Origin of the sequence: Streptomyces sp. NPDC049915 (assembly GCF_040656475.1) — a bacterium.
Lineage (GTDB): Bacteria > Actinomycetota > Actinomycetes > Streptomycetales > Streptomycetaceae > Streptomyces.
The window spans coordinates 23,823-46,945 of record NZ_JBFAMH010000030.1 but is presented as its reverse complement, the minus strand read 5'-3'; the positions used below and the strand labels follow the sequence as shown (position 1 = coordinate 46,945).

Sequence of the window (23,123 nt, the reverse complement as noted above, 5' to 3'; positions counted from 1 at the left end):
GTGTGACGACCGGTACCGTAGGAACTCCTCTTGGGGGAGGTTCAACTGTCCGCATCGCATGAGGGCCCGTGGAGCATCGGTGAGCTCGCCGAGCGTGCGGCCGTCACCGTGAAGACCGTGCGCTTCTACTCCGACCAGGGTCTGCTGCCGCAGGCCCGTCGCAGCGGCGGCGGGCACCGCCGGTACGGCCCCGAGGCGCTGGAGAGGCTGCGGCTCATCCGCTCCCTGCGCGCCCTGGATCTGCCGCTGCCCGAGGTGCGCCGGATCCTCGACGACGAGGACGCGGCCGGCCCGGCGCTGGAGGACGCCGTCGCCGGGCGGCTGCGCGATCTCGGCTCCGAGCTGCGGGCGCTGCGCTGGCGGGAAGCGGCGCTGCGGCTGGTGCAGGAGTGCGCACCCGGGGAGCGGGCCGACCGGCTGCGGCTGCTCGGTGCGGTGGCAGGCCCGCCGAACACGGACTCGCTGGCCAGATTCTGGCGCGGCTGGCTGCCGGCGCGGATGCCGGCCCGGGCGACGGCCGCGTTCCTGGAGCTGGCGGTCCCGCAACCGCCCGCCGAGCCGGCTCCGGAGCAGGTGCTCGCCTTCGCCCGGTTGCACGCGATGACCAGCAGCCCCTGCCCGGCCGGCGCACAGCCCCGGCCACAGGTGCACCGGGTGGCCGGTCCCGGCGGGGCGGCGGTGCTGTACGCGGGGCTCGCCGAGGCGTACGAGCTGGCCGGTCCGCAGCTGCGCCGAGAGCGGACGCCACGGCCCGGTGAGGCGCTGGACGCCTATGTGGCGGCGTACGCGAGCGCCTACGGCACACGGGACACCCGGGACTTCCGTCGGCGGCTGGCCGGTCTGCTCGGATCCGAGCCGCGCCTGGACCGTTACTGGGAGCTGACGGCCGTGGTGATCTCGCCCCCGGGCGGCCGGCCGGAGCCGACTCCGGGAGCTGCGGACGGCTGGCTGCGGGCGGCACTGGACGCGGACAACGCCGGAGCGGCGTAGATCACATGGAAGAAATGGAACCGGACATTCCTGGCGGGTGCACGGTTCCCGCACCGCCACGCGAGTGCTAGCCCCCTTTATTTTGAGGTCTGCGCGAGGTTTCACCCGCGTAATTAACGGTGTCCCCACTTCATGACCTATAAATATGAGAACACTTGCCGCTTCAACGAGAGCGGTATGTACGGAAATTGCATGACTTAACGTCATCGTTCATGACTGACACGGCGACACGGCCTCAGGCCGGGACTCGTCCACCGGGTGACGGCACGGCCCTCGGCGACGGCGTGCGGGGCAAGGGACTGGGCGGCAACTCCGTCGGTCTGCTGGGCAGCGCGGTGATCGGCGTCTCCACCGTCGCCCCCGTCTACTGCCTCACCTCCACCCTCGGCTCCACCGCGGGTGAGGTAGGCGTGCACATGCCCGCCGTGTTCCTCGCCGGGTTCCTGCCGATGCTGCTGGTGGCCTTCGCCTACCGGGAGCTGAACAAGGCCGTCCCGGACTGCGGCACCTCCTTCACCTGGACGGTGAAGGCGTTCGGGCCGCACGTCGGCTGGATGTGCGGGTGGGGCCTGGTGATCGCGACCGTGATCGTGCTGTCCAACCTGGCGGGGGTCGCCACGTCGTACTTCTGGCTGCTGGCCGGCCGGCTCTCCGGCAACGACGCGGTGGCCGGTCTGGACCGCGAGAAGGCCGTGCACATCGTCACCTGTCTGGCGCTGATCGGCGCCGCGACCGCGATCGGCTACCGCGGCATGACGACGACGAAGGGCGTGCAGTACGCGCTGGTGGGCATCCAGCTCGTGGTGCTCGCCCTTTTCGTCGCCCTGGCCCTGCACGCGGCCCGTTCCGGCTCCTTCGCCGGCCACCCCTCCTTCTCCTGGTCCTGGCTGAACCCCTTCGAGGTCAAGTCCTTCGCGTCGTTCAGCGCCGGACTGTCCCTGTCGATCTTCATGTACTGGGGCTGGGATACCTGCCTGACGGCGAACGAGGAGACCATCGGCAGCGACAAGACCCCCGGCCGGGCCGCGCTGATCGCGATGGTGGTACTGGTCGGCTCCTACCTGACCACCGCGGTGGCCGCCCAGATGGCGGTCGGCTCCGGCGCGTCCGGCCTGGCCTGGCCAATCCGGACACCTCCGACAACGTCTTCGCCGCGCTGGCCGGACCGGTCATGGGCGACGCCCTCGGCATCCTGCTGTTCGTCGCCGTCCTGGCCTCGGCCGCCGCCAGCCTCCAGACGACGTTCATCCCGGTCGCCCGCACGGTCCTCGCCATGGCCACGTACGAGGCCCTGCCGGCGTCGTACGCGCGTGTGCACGAGCGGTTCCGCACCCCCGGGCGGGCCACCGTCGTCGCCGGTGCCGCGACGGCCGTCTTCTACACCGCCATGACGCTGATCAGCGAACACGTCTTGGTCGACACGATCTACGCGCTCGGCCTGATGATCTGCTTCTATTACGCGCTGACCGCCTTCGCCTGCGCCTGGTACTTCCGCGGCGACCTGATCCGCTCGGTGCGCGACGCCGTCTTCAAGGGCCTCTTCCCGGTGCTGGGCGGCGTCCTGCTGACCGCCGTCTTCGGCAAGACGCTGTACGACATGTGGAATCCGGCTTACGGCAGCGGCTCCTCCGTCCTCGGCGTGGGCTCCGTCTTCGTGATCGGCGTCGGTCTGCTGGTGCTCGGCGTGGTGATCATGCTGGTGATGCGCCGCCGCAGCCCCGCGTTCTTCCGCGGCGAGGTCCTCACGGCCGGCAGTCCGGCCCTGGTCGTCGACGAGCCGTAGGCCCCGCTCCCGCGCCTGCCCCTGGGCGGCGACCGGCCTCCGCGCCGGGTCGCCGCCCATGCCTGTCGGCCCGGTTCACGCGATGCTGGTGGGGGCGGCCGGTGCGGTCGCCCGAGGAGGATCGGACCGACAGCCGGGAGGCGAACGCCGTGATCGCCGTCAACCCGACGGACAGCGCCTCGGTGCTGGCCGCCTTCGGCGCGCTCGGCGTCCTGGTGGTGACCTTCGCGGAGTCGGGGCTGCTGGTCTTCGGCTTCTTCCTGCCCGGGGACACCCTGCTCTTCCCGGCCGGTGTGCTGTGCGCGGACAGTTCGGGGCACGGGGCGCGGCTCGAGCTGTGGCAGGTGCTGCTGTGCGGGGCGGTGGGGGCCGTGGCCGGCGGGCAGGTCGGCTACCTGCTGGGGCGGCACGGCGGAAAAGCGCTGCTCGCACGCCCCTCGAGCAAGCGGCTGCGGGAAGGCGCCGGCCGGGCGGAACGGTTCCTCGCCCGCTACGGCTACGGCAAGGCGCTGGTGCTCGGCCGTTTCGTGCCGATGCTGCGGACCGTGCTGCACCCGATGGCCGGCGCGCTCGACGTCCCGGTGCGGACCTTCACGCTGTGGCAGACGGTCGGCGGCTTGCTGTGGACCCAGTCCCTGGTACTCGCCGGCTATCTGCTGGGCACGTCGGTGGAGCACGTCGAGGCCTATCTGATCCCGATGGTCGCCGCGATCGTCGTGGTGTCCCTGCTGCCCCTGCTGTGGGAGGCGATGCGGGCCCGGCGCGCGCGGGCACACACGCGTGCTCCGCGACATGTCCGGGACACCTCCGCGGTCCGGAAGGCGCCGGCCGAGGACTCACCGGCGCGGTCCCCCGAGGCCGAGTTCCCGGCCTCCGAATCCCCGGTCCAGGAAGACGACTGAGGTCGTAGGTGGAGATCCCGGCCGGTCGGGTACCCGCGCGTCGTACCGATCCGTCACGCCATGAACACGGAGGAACGAAGATGAGCACGGTCAAGGAAACCGTCGAGGTCGACGTCCCGGTCCACACCGCGTACAACCAGTGGACGCAGTTCGAGGAGTTTCCGCGCTTCATGGAGGGCGTCGAGGAGGTCAGGCAGCTGGACGACCGCCACAACCACTGGACCACGAAGATCGGCGGCGTCACGCGCGAGTTCGACACCGAGATCGTCGACCAGCTCCCTGATGAGCGCATCACCTGGCGCACGACCAGCGGCGACACCGACCAGAAGGGCAGTGTCCGCTTCCAGCGTGTGGACGACACGCACACGCGCGTGGAGCTGGTGATGGAGGTCGAGCCCAGCAGCGCGGTCGAGAAGGTGGCGGACCTGGTGGGCACGATCGACCGCCGCGTCAAGGGCGACATGAAGCGCTTCAAGCAGTACATCGAGGAGCGCGGCGCCGAGTCCGGGTCGTGGCGCGGGCGCATCGCGCCGGGCGACACCGGCGGCATGCCCGGCGGCACGGGCGGGATGCCTACGGGCGGCATTCCCGGCGGTACGGGCGGCATGCCCGGCACCGGCGGCACGCCTGGCGGCACTCCTCTCTGACCATCGGCGCACGGGACGTACGCCGGTTCACCCGGCCGCCGCGCGCCCGGTGCGCGGCGCCCCGTGCCGTGGGACGTTGGCAGTGCTTGCGCCCCCCCGAGGGGGCGTCGTGACGTTGCCGCGCCGATCAAGCATCGCCCCGGTCCGGCGGCGGAGTCCGGCTCCGCCGCCGGACCGTCCGCGCCGTGCGCCCGGCCGGATCGGCGCGGACCGGCGCCGCGCCGACGGCGGTGCGCGGTGCGGCGCCGCACGCCCGGGGTCGCGCCCGCGGTGTGCGGGCGGCGCGGCGGACGGTCATCCACCCGTAGGGCAGCCCGGCCGTGCCACGCGGCGGCCCGGCCGGAGACAAGGGATCACACATGAGCGAAAGCAACCCGTTGAAGAAGGCGGCCGAGAAGGTCCTCGGCGGTGACACCGGACCCTCCGACGGCATCCCCGGCCGCCCCGGACCCGAACCGCCGGCCGTCGAGGAGCCCACCGAGGCGCGCGAGCCGCTGCCCCCGAAGCCGGACCAGACCGGCCCCGACACGTACTCCCCCACCGGCGTTCCCACCGGCGCCGACCAGGCGGCGATGGCCCAGCAGGGGGCCTATCTCACCACCGCGCAGGGCGCCCGGCTGTACGACACGGACCACTCGCTGAAGGCCGGGCCGCGCGGGCCGGTGCTGCTGCAGGACCATCATCTGCGCGAGAAGGTGATGCATTTCGACCACGAGCGCATCCCGGAGCGGGTGGTGCACGCCCGGGGCGCCGCGGCGCACGGCATCTTCCGCGGCTACGGCACCGCCGCGCCGGTGACCAAGGCCGCCTTCCTCGCCAAGGACGCCGAGACGCCGGTGTTCGTGCGCTTCTCCACCGTCCTGGGCTCACGCGGTTCGTCGGACACCGTGCGCGACACCCGGGGTTTCGCGACGAAGTTCTACACCAGCGAGGGCGTCTTCGACCTGGTCGGCAACAACATCCCCGTCTTCTTCATCCAGGACGCGATCAAGTTCCCGGACGTCGTCCACGCCGCCAAGCCGCACCCGGACCGGGAGATCCCGCAGGCGCAGAGCGCCCACGACACCTTCTGGGACTTCGTCACCCTGCACACCGAGGCCACCCACCACACCCTGTGGAACATGTCGGACCGGGGAATCCCGCGTTCGTACCGGACGATGGAGGGCTTCGGCGTCCACACCTTCCGGCTGGTGAACGCCGACGGGAAGACCACCCTGGTGAAGTTCCACTGGAAGCCGAAGCTGGGCGTGCACTCCCTGGTCTGGGAGGAGGCGCAGATCGCCAACGGCGTCGACCCGGACTTCCACCGGCGCGACCTGGCCGACGCGATCGAGGCCGGCGCCTACCCGGAGTGGGAGCTGGGCATCCAGACCTTCCCGGACACCCCCGAGCAGACCTTCGAGGGCATCGACCTGCTCGACCCGACGAACCTGGTGCCTGAGGAGCTGGCCCCGGTGCAGCCGATCGGGCTGCTCACCCTCAACCGCAATCCGTCGAACTTCTTCGCCGAGACCGAGCAGGTCGCCTTCCACCCGGGTCATCTCGTGCCGGGCATCGACATCACCGACGACCCGCTGCTCTCCGGGCGCCTGTTCTCCTACCTGGACACGCAGATCACCCGGCTGGGCGGCCCCAACTTCCCGCAGGTGCCGATCAACCGTCCGCACGCGCCGGTCAACGACATGCTGCGCGACGGCATGCACCAGACCGCCGTGCACCGCGGGGCGGCGCCCTACCGGCCCAACTCCGTCGACGGCGGCTGCCCGTTCGCCGCCGGCGCGGACATGGGCGCCTACGTCGAGACGCCCGTGCGGGTGCCGGAGGCGACGAAGGTGCGCCAGGCGCCGCAGTCGTTCGACGACCACTTCAGCCAGGCGCGCCGGTTCTGGCTGAGCATGAGCCCGGTGGAGCGTGAGCACATCATCGGCGCGTACACCTTCGAACTCGGCAAGTGCTACGAACAGGCCGTAAAGGAACGGGCGTTGCAGGTGCTGGCCAACATCGACCCCGAGCTGTGCGCGGGTGTCGCCGCCGGTCTCGGGCTGCCCGATCCCAAGCCGACCGTGCCGCTCGCCGACGTCGAGCCGAGTCCGGCGCTGTCCCAGATCGGGCAGACCTGGCCGACGGACGGCCGCATCGTCGGCATCGTCACCGGGCGCGACGGCGACCTGGCCGGGGTGCGCGCCGTGCGCGAGGCGGTGCTGGAGGGCGGCATGGTCCCGCTGGTCGTCGCCCCGACGGGCGGCATCCTCGGCGACGGCGACGGCGCGGTGACGGTGCAGCGCAGCTACGCCACCGCCCGCTCCGTGGAGTTCGACGCGGTCCTGGTGGCCGGAGCGCCCGGAGTGGGCGACGACGCCTACGGCGCCCGGGACGCCAAGGGCGCTCCCGCGACCGTACCGCAGGGCTCCTGCGACCCGAGGGTGGCGCTGCTGCTGTCGGAGGCCTTCCGGCACGGCAAGGCCATCGCCGTGTGGGACGGCGCGGAAGGGGTGCTGCAGGCGGCCGGTGTGCCCGCGGACGCCCCCGGCGTGATCCGCGCCGACAGCGCCACGGCGGCGCTGAGCGAGGTCACCCGCCTGCTGGGCGCCCACCGCGTGTGGGAACGGTTCACCGGCGAGGTGTGAGCCGTACCGAGGAGCCTCCTGGCGTACCGATCGAGGGCCGTGTTACAGCGTCCGCGCTGCGCACGGCCCTCGTGCGTGCACGGCCCTCGTGCGTGCACGGCCCTCGTGCGTGCACGGCCCTCGTGCGTGCACGGCCCTCGTGCGTGCACGGCCCTCGTGCGTGCACGGCGCACGGCTCGGCGAACCCGGCCGGCGGCCGGTGCGGGGCCGTACTATCGGTGATCTCTTGGGGGAGGTGGTCATGGCCAGACGGAGCCCCGACACGCCGACGCTGGAAGAGGTGGCCGCACGCGCGGGCGTGGGACGCGGCACCGTGTCACGCGTCATCAACAACGCGGCCGGAGTGCGGGACTCGACGCGACGGGCCGTGGAGCGGGCCATCGCCGAACTCGGCTAGGCCCTGTCGTTTGGATCAGGCCGGCCGTGAGATGCGGCGCCTTTCGGCCGAACCGAGCGGGGTCTGGTGCGTGCAGCTGCAAGGCGGAGGAGGGCGCCAACGCGGTGGGGTCCCCCCTGCTCGAAGAGCTCGGGGGAGTGCGTGCCAGACCCCGCGACGCCGGGATGATCCAAACGAGAGGGCCTAGGGGTGCTCAATCTCGCCGCGCGCTCCCTGGCCGGACGGCGCGCGGACGCCGTCGCCCTGGCCATGACCGAGCGGGACTGACGGCAATTCGGGGATCCGTTCTTCAACGAGACCGTGCGGGCCATCGGCGACGCCCTGTCCGCCGTCGAGGCGATGAACCACGACACCACCCCGCTGAACGGCTGGGCCGTCGCCTGGCAGCAGGGCGCCGGGACGCGGGTGTCGAGCGTGTGGAACGGCGTCCTGTCCTCGTCGGCGGACGGCCGGATCAAGGTGGGCCAACGCCGACTACGACCGGGTGATCGGGCCCGGCTCCTCGGCCGCCTTCGGCTTCACGGCGGCGTCCACCGGCAACAACGTCCCCGTCGGCTCGATCGGCTGCGTCACGCCATAGCGTCCTGCGGCACGACAGCACAGCAGCACGGCGGCAAGGCGGCGCGGGGCCGAGCGGACCGGCCCCGCGCCGCTGGGCTGCTTCCGGTCGGTGACGTCAGCCGGCCGCGCTGTCCTCGCGCAGCCTGACCTGCTGCTCCAGCCGCTGCAGGCTGGCGTCCAGGGCCTCCTGCACCCGCTGCTCGCCGGGGTCGTGGTCCTCGTCGAAGAACGACAGGTGCACGGTCACCTCGCTGGCCCCGCTGCCCATCCCGGCGACCTGGAGCCAGCCGGCGTAACCGCCCTGGTCGCGGGTGCCCCACTCCAGGCGCATCTGCTCGGGCCGGGGCTTGAGGACGGCGGCCGTGTCGTGGTCGCCGCGGTCCTCGTGCACGGTGACGGCCGGCAGGTCCTCGGCCCGCACATGCAGGGCCTGCGGCAGCCAGGCGTCCAGCTGGTCCACCTGAGCGGCCTGGTCGAAGACGTGCTCGGGCTGCGCCGGCATCGTGCGCGAACGCTCGTACTCGCTCATCGCTGCACCGTTCCTCGGGTCGGTAGCTACGCCTCGTACCGCGTGCCCCTCCTGACGTGATCCAAGCCGTCCCGCGCACGGCACGCGAAGTTTGCGTCCCGGTCACCGCGACGTCGGCGCTCGGCCGCCGCCGCGACCGGCGGCCTCCGCAAGATCAACATCGTTTTGCCCTCCCCCGACCAAGGAGTGTGCGTGAAGAGCATCCGATCGGGCGCCGCCGGCGCGTGCGTCGTCGCGGCCGCCCTGGCGCTCGCGACCGCCATACCGGCCGCGGCCGACGACGCGGGCCTGCCGGCCGTCCTTCCCCGGCTGGAGACACCCGCCCTGTACGACGACGCGGCCGGCGGGAAGGCCGACGCCGACGACCCCGCCATCTGGCGCAACGCCGCCGACCCCGACCGCAGCCTGGTCGTCGCCACCGCCAAGCAGGGCGGACTGCGGGTGTACGACCTGAGCGCGCGGGTCGTGCAGTCCGTCCCGGCGCCGGCCCCGGCGCACGCGGGCGACGCACCCGGCCGTTTCAACAACGTCGATCTGGTGCACGGCATGCGGCTCGCCGGCACGAGGGGCGACTTCGCGGTGACCACCGACCGCGGCAACGACCGGTTGCGCGTCTACCGCATCGACCCCGCCGCGCCGAACGGCCCCCTCACCGACGTCACCGACCCGGCGGCCCCGCCGGTGTTCTCCGCCGACCAGGCCGAGATCAACGAGCAGCGCACCGCCTACGGCCTGGCCACCTGGACCGATGCGTCCTCGGGCCGTTCCTACGCCCTGGTCAGCCGGCGCGAGCGCACCACGCTCGCCCTGCTGGAGCTGACCCCGACGGCGACCGGACGCGTCGGATACCGGACCGTGCGCACCCTGAACCTGCCGTCGGCCTTCCGGCTGCCGGACGGCACGTCGTGGTCCCCGTGCGCCGAGCCGGGCGAGCTGCCGCAGGTCGAGGGCATGGTCGTGGACCCGGCGAACGGCACGCTGTACGCCGGGCAGGAGGACGTCGGTATCTGGCGGCTGCGCGCCGACCTGACCGGCGCACCGGTCCTGATCGACAAGGTCCGCGAGTACGGCGTGCCCGCCACCTATGACGAGGCCGCCGAGGAGTGCGTCCCGGGTCGCGACCCCGGCTACGGCGGCGACCGGCTGACGGCCGACGTCGAGGGGCTCACTCTCCTCTCCGAGGCGGACGGCGACGGATATCTGCTGGCCTCCAGCCAGGGCGACAACACCTTCGCCGCCTACGACCGCGAGGTGGCCGAGGACAACGAGTACGAGGGCGGCTTCCGCGTCGCGCCCGCCTCGGCCGGACCTGACGGCTCCGAGGAGTGCGACGGGGCGGCGGCGCTGAACCAGCCGCTCGGCCGTCGCTTCCCGCACGGCCTGCTGGTCGTGCAGGACGGCCACGACGCCCCCGGCGACGGCGACCGGGCGGCGACGAACTTCAAGTTCGTCGACCTCGGCGACGTGCTGGACGCCCTGGACGGCTGACCCGCGTGGGCCCCGTGCGCCGCGGCGCCTACGATGAGCGCGGGCGTGGGAGGAGGCGGGCGGCGTGGACTTCGGCGGACATGCCCCCTGGGCACAGCGGTGGGCCGCGAGGGCGTCCCTGGCGGCGGCCGTGGCCGCCGTCACTCTGCCCGTCCTCGTCGGCGGTGTCACGGGGCTGCTGCTCATGCTGGCCGGCACGGCCGGGCTCGGGGTGACCGCGGCTGCCCTGTGGTGGGCGCTGTCCCGGCGGGGGCCGGCCCGGGTGGCGGCGGCGGTGCTGGCCGTGGTCACGCCCGCGGCGATCGTCGCGCTGTTCGCGGTGACGTTCCTGTGGGCGCTCGTCGTCTCCCCGGCGCTGTGGGGCGTGGCCGTGTGGTGCGGCCGGTATGCCCTGCGCAGCACCGGCGAGCACGCCCCCCGGATGCGCGAACGTGCCGTCTCGCCGCCACGACGGCCGTTCCTGATCATGAACCCGCGTTCCGGGGACGGCAAGGTGGGGCGCTTCGGCCTGAAGGAGAAGGCGGAGGCCCTCGGCGCCGAGGTGGTCCTGCTGGACCCGGCCGAGGAGCAGGACGTCACCGCGCTGGCGCAGGCGGCCGTCCGGCGCGGCGCGGACCTGCTGGGCGCGGCCGGCGGCGACGGCACGCAGGCGCTGGTGGCGGCGGTGGCCGCAGAGCACGGACTGCCGTTCCTGGTGATCAGCGCGGGCACCCGCAACCACTTCGCCATGGATCTCGGGCTGGACCGGGAGGACCCGGCCGCCGGTCTGGACGCCCTGGTCGACGGCGTGGAGTTGCGTGTGGACCTGGGCTTCGCGGCCGGGCACCCGTTCGTGAACAACGCCTCGTTCGGTGCCTACGCCTCGGTCATCCAGAACCCGGCGTACCGGGGCGACAAGGTGGGCACCGCGCTGGAGATGCTGCCGGATCTGCTGACCCGCCAGGACGGTCCGCGGCTCACGGCCCGCCTGCGAGGGGCTCCGGCCGAGGCCTCGGTGCTGCACGATCCGCACGCGGTGCTGGTGAGCAACAACCCCTACCGCACGGGCGATCCGCTCGGACTCGGCCGGCGGGACCGGCTGGACACGGGGACGCTCGGCGTGCTGGGCGTCCGGGTCGACAGCGCGGTGGAGGCGGCAGCGCTGCTGCTGGACCCGCAGTCGGCCGGGCTCACGATCGCTGCGGCGCGCGAGGTGGTCGTGGACGCGGACCAGCCGGTGATCGAGGTCGGCATCGACGGGGAGGCGCATCTGCTGACCGCCCCGGTGCACTGCCGCATCGCCCGCCGCGCGCTGCGGGTGCGGGTGCCCCGGCAGCGCCCCGGGGTGCCCGAGCCGCCGCCCCGGATGAACTGGCGGCGGGTGCGCAAGCTCGCCGCGTCGGTGGGCCGGACGGCCGTGCCGCGGCGGGCGCGCGACTGACGCGGCGTCACTGCTCGGGCGTCGCAGGGCCGTTGTGCTGCCGACGGGCGTTGTTGTAGATCCGCATCAGGTGTTTCGCGACGGCGCAGGCGGCTCGGTCGGCGTGGCACTGACGGCACGTCTGCATGTGCTGCTGGTAGGTCGCGCGGGCTTCTTCGAGGGCCGCATTCTCAGAGGGCATGACAAATCTCCGGATGAGGGCGCGTGCTTCAGACAGCGCCGGAATTGACTGTACGGTGCACCCGGAGACAAGGTGATCATGTTACTGGCGGTACTGGAAAGTCGGCTCAACACCGCCCCTGAGGACACGGACAGTAGCGGTCTGCCGGTCGGTGAGCCGGGTCAGGGGATGTCGCCCTGCCAGTCGAAGCGGCTCGGGTCCAAGGCGCGGGGTGCGTACAGCGCGCGGCCCCCGGGGCCGTGGCGGCCTATCTCTGTGGGCAGGGCCACGCTCCCGGCCGCCGGGCGAGGCGGCCCGTCGGTGACGTCCAGCAGCAGCCCGTCCAGCGGGCCGCCCACCAGTTCGGCGTAGACGCGGCCCGGGCGGGGCGAGGCGTCCTCGTGGTCGGCTCCGTACACGCGGCCTTTCATGAACTCCGTCTCGTCCATGGTCACAGCCTCGCATCCGCCACTGACAACGGCGCCTACGGCCGCCCTGCCCCGGCCGCACGTCACGGTCACCCACGAAAAGGCCCGGTTCCCCTCCGGCGACCCGTTCGTGGCGACGGCGTACGCACTGCTGGCCGACGACGAGATCTGAGCCTCCGCGACCGGACGCGAGCCTGGCGACGGTGCCGCACCCCGGCCGAAGCCGGGGTGCCGCACCAATCAGGCGTCGCTCACACGCGCTGCCACAGCGCCGGGGTGCTCTCCGGCGCCCAGGCACCCTGCGCCTGGTGGGACTGCAGGCACTGGTAGCGCACGTTGCCGAACGTCACCGTCGCGCCGGTCTCGTACACCCGGCCCGTGGCCCACGCGTCCGCCGCCGTGTCCTGCGGCAGGGGCGCGTTGTTCTGGGCCGTGGCGGTCACCAGGGTCAGCCCGAAGTCGTTCAGCGTCGGGTTGATCGGCTGGAAGAACGTGGTGCCGCCGCTCGTGCAGTCGCCCGAGCCGCCGGAGGTCGTGCCCTGCGCCTGCGCGCCGGCCATGTAGGGGCCGCCGGAGTCGCCGGGTTCGGCGCACACCGTGGTCCGGGTCAGGCCGTTGACGGTGCCCTCCTCGTAGGTGACGGTGGCGTTCTGCTCCTGGATCGTGCCGCAGTGCCAGCCGGTCGTCGAGCCGGAACGGCACACGGAGGCCCCCACCAGCGCCTCGACGGAACCGGCGACGTTCACCGTCGCTCCGCCTTCACCGCGCACCGTGGGGGTGACGGTCCAGCCGCTGGTGACCCCCACCCAGGACATGTCCTTGCCAGGGAAGGTGGAGGCCTGGAAGGTGCCCTGCTCGGTCCCGTTGGGGTCGGTGGTCTTGTCACCGGGCTTGCCGCAGTGGCCCGCCGAGGCGAAGCCGTTCTGCTCGCCCTTGGTGACGGAGATGCCGATGGAGCAGCGGAATTCGTTGTTGATGAGGTAGGCGTCGCCGCCGACGATGTCCGCCAGCGGGCGGGGCCGTTCCTTCGACACCCGCACGCTCACCCGCTCGGCGGGCACTCCCGCGGCCTTGACCAGGGCGTTGCCGGCCTGACGGGTCGTGGCCTGGACGACGACGCGATTGGTGCGCACGTCGACGTACCGCACCGGCGTGGCCACGGCCTTCGCCCGCAGGGCGGCCTCGTCCAGCTTGTCCTTGACCGCCCGCAGGTCGCTCAGCGATGTCGTGACGACGACGGCCTTGGCGCCCTGGGCGCGGATGGCGGAGGCGTCGGAGGAACGCGTGGTGGCGACCGTCAGCTGGGCCGCGGTCGTGCCCTTGACCCAGGCACCGGCGAAGTGCGCGCCGAGGGCGTTGCGCAGCCGGCCCGCCCGGGTACCGGCCTCGGCCTCGTTCACCAGTCGCGTCGTGGCCTGAGCGGAGGTCAGTTTCAGGTCGCGCTGGAGTGCCTGCAGCATCGCCGCCGAGGGCCGGTCCGCTCCGAGCGTCTGCGCCGCGGACGGGACGGGACCGGGGGCGGGCGGCGGGGTGGCGCCCGCGGCGGGGTGGACCGCCGCCAGGGCAAGGGCACCGGCCGCCACCAGGGCGGCGCGGCCGGTGCGCGCGGTGTGTCTGCCGACCATACGAAGGGCCTCCTTGGGGCTCGGACGAGGGGGATGAGACGTCGGACGTCGTGGAGCCAGGCTTTGCCGCGATGTCCGCGTCTCATGGCCCCGGCGCAGCCGGTTCCCGCGATGGGGGACGCAAGTGGGTCAAGTGCAGTAGGGCGCAGGGGCCTACCGCGGGGCACCGGCCCGTGTCGCCTGGGCCGCGCCGGAATGCGTTCGAATGCGCGCCGCCCGCAGGGGAAGCGGGCAGAGCCGGAGCTCCTCGGGCCGCCAGGCCGGCGCGGCGCGGTGTCCAGGGAGCGCAGCCGGCTGTCCTCTGTCTGGGCGCCGGTGCCGTGGATCAGGTCGATGGTGAGCACCGCGTTCGGCGCGGCACCCTGAGCCGGGCGGAGGGCGAAGGTCTGTGGTCGCCGGGTGGCCACGCGTAGGGTCCGGCAGGGGTGGGCACATCCGGTGCGCACCCGGCAGATCCGGCAGCACACGCAGGAGGCACCGTGAGCGACACCGAGGAACGGCCACCGGCGGCGGTGGTGTTCGACGCGCTGGGCGCGGACTACGAGAAGGCGTTCGCCGCCTCCCCGGCCCATCTTGCGTCCCTCGACTGGCTGCTCGGGCGTCTGGCGCCGGGCAGCCGCGTGCTGGACGTGGGCAGCGGCACCGGCCGGCCCACCGCGGCCGCGCTGGCCGGAGCGGGCCACGACGTGCTGGGCGTCGACGTCTCCCCCGTCATGGTGTCCCTCGCCTCCCGCCAGGTCCCCGGCGCGCGTTTCCGCCACGCCGACATCCGCGAACTGCCGCTGGAGGACGCCTCGTTCGACGCGGTGTGCGTGTACTTCGCGCTGCTGCAGATGTCACGGCAGGAGCAGACGGGCGTCGTCGGCAGGCTGGCGCGGGCCCTGCGCCCCGGCGGCACCATGGTGCTCGCCACGGTCCCCGCGGACGTGGAGAACCTGCCGATCGACTTCATGGGGCAGCCGGTGCGGGCGACCAGCTTCGGCGCTGAGGACTTCGCCGCGCTCGCCCGCTCGGCGGGCCTGACCGTCCTGGCGCGCCACGCCCGGGAGTTCACCCCGGCGCACGCCTCGGCCACGCCGGAGCCGCATCTGTTCCTGTACTGCTCGAAGGCGGAGGGCTGACACCCGTCTGGTCGTACGGCCGCCGCGCCGGCGGCCGACTGTCGTCGCCCTCCTGGTGCCGTGCCCACGCGGACGCCCGCAGGTCGGCGTCGAGCAGGACGTCCGCCGACGTGCACGCGAGGGCCTGCGCGGCGGCGGTCAGCACCGCGCGGGCCCGGGGCGAGGCGGCCGCCCGGGCGAACTCGGGGGTGTGGTCGGAGCCGTCCGCGTCCATGATCGCGACGAAGGGGTGGATGGCGGGGACCCGGGTGCTGACGTTGCCGATGTCCGATGAGCCCAGCTGGACGCCGGGGACGGGCGGCGTCAGCCTGATGCCGGCCCGCGAGGCATGGGCGGCGAACCGCTCGGAGAGGACCTCGCTGTCCTGGAAGTGGGCGTAGCGGACCGTGGCCCGCTCCACCTCCGCCCTGGTGCCCGTGGCCCGCGCGACCCCCTCGGCGCACTCGCGCAACTGGCCGATCAGCGCGTCCAGTTCGGCGGTGGTGGCCGCGCGCAGCCCGAACCGTCCCTCGGCGTACTCGGGGACGATGTTGGTGGCGGTGCCGCCGTGCGTGACGATGCCCTGCACATGCGAGGCCGGCGGCAGACGCCGCCCGAGCGCGTGCACCACGTTGAACAGCTCGATCAGCGCGGCCAGCGCGTCGATCCCCTCGGTCGGGTTGCCCGTGGGATGGGCCGCGCGCCCATGGAAGCCGACCCGGTACTGCACCTGCGCCGTCAGTGGGGCGCGCACCCAGTCATACACCCCCGGATGGAACATCAGCGCGGCGTCGACCTCGTCGAACACGCCGGCCTCCACCTCCAGGGCCTTGCCCCCGCCGCCCTCCTCGGCCGGGGTGCCCACGGCGAGCACGCTGCCGTGCGCGCCGCCGAGCACCGTGTGCAGGGCGAGCGCGGCGCCCAGGCCCGCCGCGGCGATCAGGTTGTGGCCGCATGCGTGGCCGAGGCCGGGCAGGGCGTCGTACTCCAGGAGCAGGGCCACCGTGGGCCTGCCGTGGCCGGAGCAGGCGGTGAACGCGGTCGGCATGCCCGCCACCTCCCGCCGCACGGTCAGCCCGGCGCGCTCGAGCTCGCCGGTGAGCAGTTCGGCGGCCCGGTGTTCGGCGAACGCGTACTCGGGCTCGGCGTGCAGGCGCAGGGCGACGTCCCACAGGGCGTCGGCCCGGCCGGCAACGTCGGCGCGCAGGGTGTCGTGGACGCCGTCCGGTGTCACAGTCACACCTCCTTTCGGGGGCCCGGTGGTCGTGGCGGGACGGGTTCCAGGGTCCGCGGCCCTGACACCCTCGGAGTTTCACTCGCCGTGGCGGTGCAACACGGTGGGTACGGCCGCTCGGCGTGGCCGTCCGGCCGGCGGCCGGTGACCCGTGCGACCGGGAGGAACAATGGACCACTCGCGTGCCCCCGTCCTTGAGGCGTTGCAGGAGTTCCGGCGCCGTGGCGACATCGCCTACGGCCCGCCGGGCCACAAACAGGGCCGGGGCGCGGATCCACGGGTGGTGGACGTCGTCGGGATGGACGTCTTCCGCTCCGACGTGCTCAGCCTCAACGGGCTGGACGACCGCCGTCAGTCGCAGGGCGTCATCGGCCAGGCGCAGGAACTCATGGCGGACGCGGTGGGCGCGACGGAGGCGTTCTTCTCCACCTGCGGCAGCTCCCTGTCGGTGAAGACCGCGATGCTCGCCGCCGCGGGCCCCAGGGAGAAGCTGCTGATCTCCCGCAACGCCCACAAGTCGGTCGTGGCGGCCGTCGTCGTCAACGGGGTCGAGCCGATCTGGGTGCACCCAAAGTTCGACACCGAGCGGCACCTGGCCCATCCGCCGGAGCCCGACGACGTACGCAGGAAGCTGCGTGAGCATCCGGACGCCAAGGGGATGCTGCTGATCACCCCGACCGACTGGGGTTCTTGCGCCGACATCGCGGGCGTGGCCCGGGTGTGCCACGAGTTCGACGTGCCGCTCATCGTGGACGAGGCGTGGGGCGCTCATCTGCCGTTTCATCCGGATCTGCCCGCCTGGGGCATGAACGCCGAGGCCGATCTGGTCCTGACCAGCGTGCACAAGATGGGCGGGGCCATCGAGCAGAGTTCCGTTTTCCATCTGCAGTACGACCGGATCTCCGGTGAGGCGCTGAAGCAGCGCGAGGACCTGCTGGGCACCACCAGCGCCTCGACCCTGGTGTTCGCGACGCTGGACGGCTGGCGGCGCCAGATGGTGGAGCAGGGGCACGAGCTGCTGGACGCCGCGCTGCACCGCGCTCGGCGAATCCGGGAGGCGGCCGACGAACTGCCGGGGCTGCGGGTCATGGGCCAGGAGATCGTCGAGGAGGGGCTGGCCGCGGCCTTCGACCCGCTCAAGATCGTGATCGATGTGCGGGAGCTCGGCATCAGCGGCATGCAGGCCACCGAGTGGCTGCGCGCGAACCGGCACGTGGACATGGGCGGCTCCGACACCTGCCGGATCAGCGCCTCGATCACGCACGCCGACGACGACACCACCGAGCTGGTCCTGGTGGACGCGCTGCGGGCGCTGGTCGAGAAGGCCGACACCATCGAGCGGCAGCCGGCGGTGCGGCTGCCGGCGCCGTCCACGCTGGAGCTGGAGCAGGCGATGCTGCCCCGCGAGGCGTTCTTCGCGCCCGTCGAGCACGTGCCCGCCGAGCGGGCCGCGGGACGGATCAGCGCGGAGATGATCAGCCCGTACCCGCCGGGTGTGCCGGTGATCGCGCCCGGTGAGGTCATCACGGACGAGGTGCTGGACTACCTGCGCAGCGGCGTGGAGCACGGGATGCTCATCCCGGACGCCGCCGACTCGACGGTGCAGACCCTGAGGGTGGTGGCCCGGTCGTGATCCGTGTCGGGGCCGGTGCCCCGGGTACTTGGAATCCGCTGCGGGGTGCGACGACCGGGACGGCCCGGTCCGGCCCGCCCCGTCGCGCCGAAGGGAGTGGTGATGACGCAGCACGGTGACGACCCGGCCTCCGCCCGGCGTACGTCGAGCTCCGGCCTGCGGCTCGCGACGGTGCTGCCGCCCGAGGTCACGGGGACGCAGGAGCTGCCGCGGGACCGTACCCAGGCCATCCTGGAGGCGACCAAGCAGGTGGGCGCGCTGCTCAAACAGCAGGGCCACCGGTTCGCACTCGCCGGCAGCGTCGCCGCGTACGCGCACGGCGCCGGCACCAATCTCCAGCACGACGCGGACTTCTGCGTCCGCGCCGAGGACGCCGACTCGATCGCCGCCACCCTGCGCGAGGGCGGTCTGGAGGTGCTCGTCCCGCCGGAGGACTGGCTGCTGAAGACCGAGTGCTTCGGCCAGTCGATCGACATCATCTTCGAGCTGGCGCACCACCCCGTGACGACGGAGATGCTGGACCGGGCCGAGGAGATCCCGGTGGAGTCGGTCGTCATGCCGGTGCTGTCGGCGACGGACCTCGTCGCCAGCCTGGTCTCCGCGTTCTCCGAGCACTACTGCGACTTCGGCGCGGTCCTGCCCGTCGCCCGTGCCCTGCGCGAGAAGGTCGACTGGGAGCAAGTGCGGCGGGAGTGCGGTGAGGAGCCGATGCCCGCGGCGTTCCTCTTCCTCCTCGAACGCCTGAACGTGATCACCCCGCAGAAGGAGCTTCCATGAGCACCATGGACTACCGCGTCGCCCATCTGCGCGAGCGCCTCGCCGAGGGGACGCTGGCCGAGCTGGGCGTGCAGGTCGTCGTTCACGGCGAGTCGGTCCTGGTGACGGGAACCGTGCCGTCCGCGCACTGCCGCGACGAGGTCGGGCGCCTGGTGTCCGAGGCGCTGGGCGGCCTCACGGTCCACTGCGACCTCGTCGTCGCCGAGGCGTCGTCCCCCGACCAGGCGGAGGAGTTGGCATGATCCGCATCGCAGCCGTCGGAGACATCCACATGGGCCCCGACAGCCAGGGCGTGCTGCGGCCCGCGTTCGAGACCCTGCCCGACTGCGCCGACGTGCTGTTGCTGGCCGGTGACCTGACCCGGCACGGCACGCCGGAGGAGGCCCGTGTGGTGGCGCGGGAGATCGCCGGCCTGGGCGTCCCGGTGGTCGCCGTGCTCGGCAACCACGACCACCACGACGAACGGCCCGAAGAAGTCACGGCGATCCTGCAGGACGGCGGCGCGCACGTCCTGGAGGGCGAGGAGACCGTGCTGGACTGCCCCGCCGGCCGCATCGGCGTGGCCGGCACCAAGGGGTTCGGCGGCGGCTTCGCCGGGCGCAACGCCGGGGAGTTCGGGGAACCGCTGATGAAGGAGTTCGTGCGCTACTCGCGCCGGTGCGCCGACGGACTGCGCGGGGCGCTGGAGCGGCTCGCCGGGCAGGACTGCGCCGTGCGGATCGCGCTCACCCACTTCTCCCCGGTACCGGACACGCTCGCCGGCGAACCGCTGGAGATCTACCCCTTCCTCGGCAGCTATCTGCTGGCCGAGGCGATCGACGAGACGGGCGCCGACCTGGCGGTGCACGGGCATGCGCACGCGGGCACCGAGCACGGGATGACGAGCGGCGGGGTGCGGGTGCGCAATGTCGCGCAGCCCGTGATCGGGCGGGCGTTCCACGTCTACCACCTGCAGGCGCCGGACCGGGTGCCGGCCGCCGCGGGGGCGGAGCCCGCGCGCTGACGACGGGTGGGCCGGTGGATCTGGACACCGTCGCCGACGAGCTGTACGGGCTGCGGCCGGAGGAGTTCACCGCCGCCCGCAACACCCGCGCGGCGGCGGCCCGCACGGCCGGTGACCGTGCGCTGGCCGACCGGATCGCGCGGCTGCGCCGCCCGAGCCTGTCGGCGTGGGCCGCCAATCTGCTGGTGCGCGAGCGGCCCGACGCCGTCGCTCCCCTGCTGGAACTCGGCGAGGGTCTGCGGCAGGCGCACCGCGAGCTGGACGGCGGGCAGTTGCGTGAGCTGACGCGCCGCCACCACTCGCTCGTCGGCGCGCTGGCCCGGCAGGCGCGGCAGCTCACCGCCGACGCCGGGCATCCGATCGGTGACGGCGCCCAGCGCGAGGTGGAGGCCACCCTGCACGCCGTGCTCGCCGACCCGGACGCGGCACGCGAGTGGGCCACAGGTCACCTGGTCAAGGCGCTGGAGCAGCCGGTCGGTTTCCCCACCACCGGCCCGGAGGCGGTACGCCGTGCGGCCACGGCCCCAGCCGGCACTGCGGCTCCGGCCACGGCCCGGCCTACGGAGGGGGCCACGGCGAAACGCACGCCCGCGGCGGCCCGCCGGGACAGGGAGCGGGAGGCGGAGCGGCGTCGCCGGCTCGAGCGGGCGCGCGAGGAGGCCGAGGCCGCGCAGCGGGAACTGGGCGCGGCGGAGAAGGAGACGACGGACATCGCCGCCCGGGCCGACGCCGCAGAACAACACGCGGAGGAACTGCGCGGCCGCGTGACCGAACTGCGTGAGCTCCTGAAGCAGGCCGAGCAGGAGCAGCGCGAGGCGCACACCGGCGCACGCGAGGCCCGTGAGCGGGTCCGGTCCGCGGACCGCCGCCTGCGGGACGCGCGGCGCCACGCGATGACGGCGGCGACGAAACTCGCGGAGCTGGAGGGCGCGGACGAGACCTGACCCTCGAGGGCAGGCGAGGGCAGGGTGGGGTCGGTCGTGTCCATGTCTTGCCGCCGGGCGCCCCAGCGGATTCAATTCCCTCACCTCCCACAGGAGAACGCCCGTCCACACCCAGCGAAGGGGTTCTTCTTGACCGCGCTCCGCATCACCGCCCTGACCGCGGCGGCCTGCGCCACCGTGCTGGCCGTCGCCGTGCCGTCCTCGGCGATCAACTCCTACAACGCCACGCCCGCGCCCGAACGCACCGAGGTCGGCGCGCTCGTGGCCACCTGGGACGACGACGGCGACCCGAGCACCCCGGACCGGGTGGACTGGGTCTGCTCCGGCACGATGATCGACGCCGACACCTTCCTCACCGCGGCGCACTGCACCACCGACTGGCCGGACGACGTGCGCTTCTACGTCTCCCTCGACCAGGACGTGCAGTCCGGTCTGGACGCCGCCGCGCAGAAGTACCCCGGCGACCCGGCGGCCCGGGCCCGTGCCGTCGGCGTCGAGGGCACGGCCCACACCCACCCCGGCTACCCGGGGCCCTCGGCGGACCCGCACGACATCGCCGTGATCCAGCTGCCGGCGGCGCAGGTCTCCGCTCGCTGGAAGTTCACCCCGGCCACCCTGCCCGCCGCGAACCAGCTGGACGCGCTGGGCCCGAAGGGGCTGGACTCGGCCGACTGGCTCGTCGCCGGGTACGGCACCGAGGAGGCCGTCAACGGGCCCGGCGGCCAGACCCATCCGGGCGGCGGCGTCCGGATGAAGGCGCCGGTGTCGTTCGACGCGCTCAACAAGGCGTGGGTCCGGCTCGCGATGACGGCGCCGCAGGGCAACGGCGGTGCCTGCTACGGCGATTCCGGCGGTCCCAACTTCGCCGTCCTGGGCGGCAAGCGGGTGCTGACGTCGACGACCATCACCGGTGACACGCCGTGCTACGCCACGAACGTCACCTACCGGCTGGACACTCCGGGCGCCCGGGCCTTCCTGGCGCCCTTCGTGCAGCTGCCGTGAGCAAGCGGCCGGGCGCCGTGGGGCGCCCGGCCGCAGGTCACCTCCGTGTCCGCGTCACGGGGTGACGGGGATGTTCGTCAGCCCCTTTCCGCCGGTCACCTCGTTGCTGCCGTAGACCGTGGTCCGGCAGCCCGAGCCGCTGTTCGTGACGTCGATGGCCAGCCGGTTCGGGCCGCTCGCGCCGGTCAGATCGGACCGGTTGGCGCGGAAGACGGTCCCGCAGCCCCAGCCGGGCTGCTGGGTGTGGGTCTGGTAGCCGTCGTCGGTGGTGTGCCGGCCGGTGTTGTTCTCCACCAGGACGCCGTTGCCCTTCACGTCGACCCAGGAGTCGTCGTAGTGGGCGCCGGTGAGCCCGCTGCCGTCGAAGGTGTTGCCCGCGATGCGGGCGCCGGAGGTGCCCTCCTTGATGTCGATGTTCTCGCCGCCGACGCCGGGGCCGATGGTGTTGTCCACGATCTGCACACGGTCGCTGTGGTCGGAGAGGGTGTTGGCGGTGCCCACGTAGACGCCCTCGCCCATACCGCTGCCGTCGGTGCCGGTGTCGTATATCCGGGAGCCGCGGACGACGCCGTCGCTGCTGGAGTTGCGGAAGTGGACTCCTTCCATGGCGAGGCCGTGCACGGTCACTCCGTCGATCAGGACGCCCTGGGCCGCGTCGATCACGATGCCCTTCTGCCCGCCGGTCACGGTCAGTCCCGAAACGGTCCAGTAGGAGGCGCCGTTCAGGTGCAGACCGTATCCGCCGCCGGCTTTCAGTACGGCCCTGGCGGAGCCGGTGAGCGTGATGCGGGCGGACGCCGACGCGGCCTTCGTGGCCTTGAAGTTGCCGGTGTAGGTGCCGTCGGCGAGGTGGATGGTGGCGCCGGGCCCGGCGCCGGTCAGTGCCGCCTTGAGCTGGGCCGCGGTGGTCACCTCGATCACCCGGGCGCCGGCTTCGGCGGGCGGGGCGAGCAGGAGAGCGCCGGTGAGCGCGCCCACGGCGAGCAAGGGGGTGAGCAGCGGGCGCGGACGGGGTCGCATGAGCTGCCCGCCCGTCAGCCGATGTGGTAGCTGTCGCCGTAGACCTTCCAGTCCAGCGGCGGGTCGAGGTCGAGGTTGCCCCGGCGCAGGAAGACCCGTTGGGCGGTGTCGACGCGGCTGGTGTCGCTGTGGGCCTCCTCCTGCTTCATGGCCCACACGCGCGCGTCGAGGAACGCTTCCAGGTAACGCACCTCGTCGCCGCCCTGCGCGGGCGGCTTGGCCTGGCGCAGGGCCCGCTTGCGGATGCCGGAGAAGCTGGTGGGGTCGTCGCCGTCGCCGTGCATGACGATGGCGTCGTAGTAGCAGAACTGGCCGAGGGCGCGCAGCCCGTCGCTCTTGCCCCGGCGGACGGCCGGGTCGAAGTAGACGCGGTCGCGTTCGTCGTTCTGCGCCTGCCGGAAGGCGCTGTCGGAGGCGGCCTTGCGCCAGTCGCGGGGGAAGTCGGGGTCCAGGCCCGCGTGCGAGTCGCTGCCGTTGACCCGGCGCAGGGCCGGCAGGTAGCGGGCGATGACGTTGCCGGGCTTGCGGTCGGTGTAGAGCTGGACGAGGTCGAGCATGTCACCGGTGCCGGAACAGAAGCCGATGATGCCGGCGGTGTAGCCGCGGCCGTCGCCGATGTCCTCGATGTACTTGTACTGCGCCTTCCAGTCGAGCGAGGAGTTCTCCGCGCTCGAGACGAGCTTCATGGCGATCTCCTTCTTCGCCGGGTCGTCGAGCCCGGTGGCGGCCGGGGCCGCCGTGGCCCGGGAGATGCCGAAGAAGGATGCCGCGCCCAGGGCGCCGGTCATGGCGAGAAGGGTACGCCGACGCAGGCCGGACTCGGGGTGGGAATGCGTCACGGGGGCTCCAAGTG

Annotated in this window: 20 protein-coding genes and 5 pseudogenes; 18 read left to right on the top strand and 7 right to left on the bottom strand. The window is 73.1% G+C overall.

Annotation, left to right across the window (positions count from 1 at the left end; all coding sequences use genetic code 11):
• Positions 1-45: 45 nt before the first annotated feature.
• From AB0J12_RS33785 to AB0J12_RS33750, 8 genes and pseudogenes are all read left to right on the top strand, one after another.
• A complete protein-coding gene (locus tag AB0J12_RS33785; RefSeq protein WP_363268480.1) occupies positions 46-990 on the top strand; it encodes a MerR family transcriptional regulator in 945 nt (314 codons plus the stop codon).
• Between the two features lie 212 nt (positions 991-1,202).
• Positions 1,203-2,773 (top strand): annotated as a pseudogene (locus AB0J12_RS33780) (APC family permease).
• A 149-nt stretch (positions 2,774-2,922) separates the two neighbouring features.
• Positions 2,923-3,675, top strand: a complete 753-nt coding sequence (locus AB0J12_RS33775) for a DedA family protein (protein ID WP_363268450.1) — start codon at positions 2,923-2,925, stop codon at positions 3,673-3,675.
• A gap of 80 nt (positions 3,676-3,755) precedes the next feature.
• Positions 3,756-4,214, top strand: a pseudogene (locus AB0J12_RS33770) (SRPBCC family protein); the annotation flags it as partial.
• Positions 4,215-4,681: 467 nt separating this feature from the next.
• Positions 4,682-6,949 (top strand): catalase, encoded by a 2,268-nt coding sequence (locus AB0J12_RS33765; protein ID WP_363268449.1) that lies wholly within the window; start codon positions 4,682-4,684, stop codon positions 6,947-6,949.
• A 241-nt stretch (positions 6,950-7,190) separates the two neighbouring features.
• Positions 7,191-7,343: pseudogene (locus tag AB0J12_RS33760) on the top strand (LacI family DNA-binding transcriptional regulator); the annotation flags it as partial.
• Positions 7,344-7,529: 186 nt separating this feature from the next.
• Positions 7,530-7,673, top strand: a pseudogene (locus AB0J12_RS33755) (LacI family transcriptional regulator); the annotation flags it as partial.
• A 12-nt stretch (positions 7,674-7,685) separates the two neighbouring features.
• Positions 7,686-7,736: pseudogene (locus AB0J12_RS33750) on the top strand (hypothetical protein); the annotation flags it as partial.
• A 286-nt stretch (positions 7,737-8,022) separates the two neighbouring features.
• Here AB0J12_RS33750 and AB0J12_RS33745 read toward each other — a convergent pair.
• Positions 8,023-8,436, bottom strand: coding sequence for an SRPBCC family protein (locus AB0J12_RS33745; RefSeq protein WP_363268448.1), 414 nt, complete (start codon positions 8,434-8,436; stop codon positions 8,023-8,025).
• Between the two features lie 192 nt (positions 8,437-8,628).
• Here AB0J12_RS33745 and AB0J12_RS33740 point away from each other — a divergent pair, with 192 nt between their 5' ends.
• A complete protein-coding gene (locus tag AB0J12_RS33740; RefSeq protein WP_363268446.1) occupies positions 8,629-9,924 on the top strand; it encodes a phytase in 1,296 nt (431 codons plus the stop codon).
• A 64-nt stretch (positions 9,925-9,988) separates the two neighbouring features.
• Complete coding sequence (locus AB0J12_RS33735) at positions 9,989-11,344, top strand: diacylglycerol kinase family protein (RefSeq protein ID WP_363268444.1); 1,356 nt, start codon at positions 9,989-9,991, stop codon at positions 11,342-11,344.
• 7 nt (positions 11,345-11,351) lie between these two features.
• On the opposite strand, the gene AB0J12_RS33730 is transcribed toward AB0J12_RS33735, so the two are convergent.
• Both AB0J12_RS33730 and AB0J12_RS33725 read right to left on the bottom strand, forming a co-directional pair.
• Positions 11,352-11,525 carry a hypothetical protein gene (locus tag AB0J12_RS33730; protein ID WP_363268443.1) on the bottom strand — a complete coding sequence of 58 codons (174 nt, stop codon included), beginning with the start codon at positions 11,523-11,525 and terminating at the stop codon, positions 11,352-11,354.
• A 161-nt stretch (positions 11,526-11,686) separates the two neighbouring features.
• Positions 11,687-11,953 carry a hypothetical protein gene (locus tag AB0J12_RS33725; protein ID WP_363268442.1) on the bottom strand — a complete coding sequence of 89 codons (267 nt, stop codon included), beginning with the start codon at positions 11,951-11,953 and terminating at the stop codon, positions 11,687-11,689.
• Here AB0J12_RS33725 and AB0J12_RS33720 point away from each other — a divergent pair.
• A complete protein-coding gene (locus tag AB0J12_RS33720; RefSeq protein ID WP_363268441.1) occupies positions 11,952-12,104 on the top strand; it encodes a hypothetical protein in 153 nt (50 codons plus the stop codon). The two genes, AB0J12_RS33725 and AB0J12_RS33720, sit on opposite strands and share 2 nt — an antisense overlap.
• 79 nt (positions 12,105-12,183) lie before the next feature.
• Here AB0J12_RS33720 and AB0J12_RS33715 read toward each other — a convergent pair whose 3' ends face one another.
• On the bottom strand, positions 12,184-13,557 hold the full coding sequence (locus AB0J12_RS33715; RefSeq protein WP_363268440.1) for an alpha-lytic protease prodomain-containing protein: 1,374 nt from the start codon (positions 13,555-13,557) through the stop codon (positions 12,184-12,186).
• A 479-nt stretch (positions 13,558-14,036) separates the two neighbouring features.
• Here AB0J12_RS33715 and AB0J12_RS33710 point away from each other — a divergent pair, with 479 nt between their 5' ends.
• A complete protein-coding gene (locus tag AB0J12_RS33710; RefSeq protein WP_363268438.1) occupies positions 14,037-14,678 on the top strand; it encodes a class I SAM-dependent methyltransferase in 642 nt (213 codons plus the stop codon).
• On the opposite strand, the gene AB0J12_RS33705 is transcribed toward AB0J12_RS33710, so the two are convergent.
• A complete protein-coding gene (locus tag AB0J12_RS33705) occupies positions 14,608-15,897 on the bottom strand; it encodes an amidohydrolase (protein ID WP_363268437.1) in 1,290 nt (429 codons plus the stop codon). The two genes, AB0J12_RS33710 and AB0J12_RS33705, sit on opposite strands and share 71 nt — an antisense overlap.
• Before the next feature lie 163 nt (positions 15,898-16,060).
• Here AB0J12_RS33705 and AB0J12_RS33700 point away from each other — a divergent pair, with 163 nt between their 5' ends.
• The 6 genes from AB0J12_RS33700 (at position 16,061) to AB0J12_RS33675 (ending at position 21,250) form a co-directional block, all read left to right on the top strand.
• The gene (locus tag AB0J12_RS33700; RefSeq protein WP_363268436.1) at positions 16,061-17,524 is read left to right on the top strand and encodes an ornithine decarboxylase; all 1,464 of its coding nucleotides are present in this window, start codon (positions 16,061-16,063) and stop codon (positions 17,522-17,524) included.
• Positions 17,525-17,626: 102 nt separating this feature from the next.
• Positions 17,627-18,301, top strand: coding sequence for a hypothetical protein (locus tag AB0J12_RS33695; protein ID WP_363268435.1), 675 nt, complete (start codon positions 17,627-17,629; stop codon positions 18,299-18,301).
• On the top strand, positions 18,298-18,543 hold the full coding sequence (locus AB0J12_RS33690) for a BON domain-containing protein (RefSeq protein WP_363268434.1): 246 nt from the start codon (positions 18,298-18,300) through the stop codon (positions 18,541-18,543). The genes AB0J12_RS33695 and AB0J12_RS33690 overlap by 4 nt, the downstream gene beginning before the upstream one ends.
• Complete coding sequence (locus AB0J12_RS33685; RefSeq protein WP_363268432.1) at positions 18,540-19,304, top strand: metallophosphoesterase; 765 nt, start codon at positions 18,540-18,542, stop codon at positions 19,302-19,304. Before AB0J12_RS33690 ends, AB0J12_RS33685 begins: the two co-directional genes overlap by 4 nt.
• Before the next feature lie 14 nt (positions 19,305-19,318).
• Positions 19,319-20,248 carry a hypothetical protein gene (locus tag AB0J12_RS33680; RefSeq protein WP_363268431.1) on the top strand — a complete coding sequence of 310 codons (930 nt, stop codon included), beginning with the start codon at positions 19,319-19,321 and terminating at the stop codon, positions 20,246-20,248.
• 129 nt (positions 20,249-20,377) lie between these two features.
• Complete coding sequence (locus tag AB0J12_RS33675) at positions 20,378-21,250, top strand: trypsin-like serine protease (RefSeq protein ID WP_363268430.1); 873 nt, start codon at positions 20,378-20,380, stop codon at positions 21,248-21,250.
• 54 nt (positions 21,251-21,304) lie between these two features.
• Here the strand turns inward: AB0J12_RS33675 and AB0J12_RS33670 are convergent, their stop codons facing one another.
• Together AB0J12_RS33670 and AB0J12_RS33665 are read right to left on the bottom strand one after the other, a co-directional pair.
• On the bottom strand, positions 21,305-22,270 hold the full coding sequence (locus AB0J12_RS33670) for a right-handed parallel beta-helix repeat-containing protein (RefSeq protein ID WP_363268429.1): 966 nt from the start codon (positions 22,268-22,270) through the stop codon (positions 21,305-21,307).
• A 14-nt stretch (positions 22,271-22,284) separates the two neighbouring features.
• The gene (locus tag AB0J12_RS33665) at positions 22,285-23,058 is read right to left on the bottom strand and encodes a chitosanase (protein ID WP_363268428.1); all 774 of its coding nucleotides are present in this window, start codon (positions 23,056-23,058) and stop codon (positions 22,285-22,287) included.
• Positions 23,059-23,123: the final 65 nt, after the last annotated feature.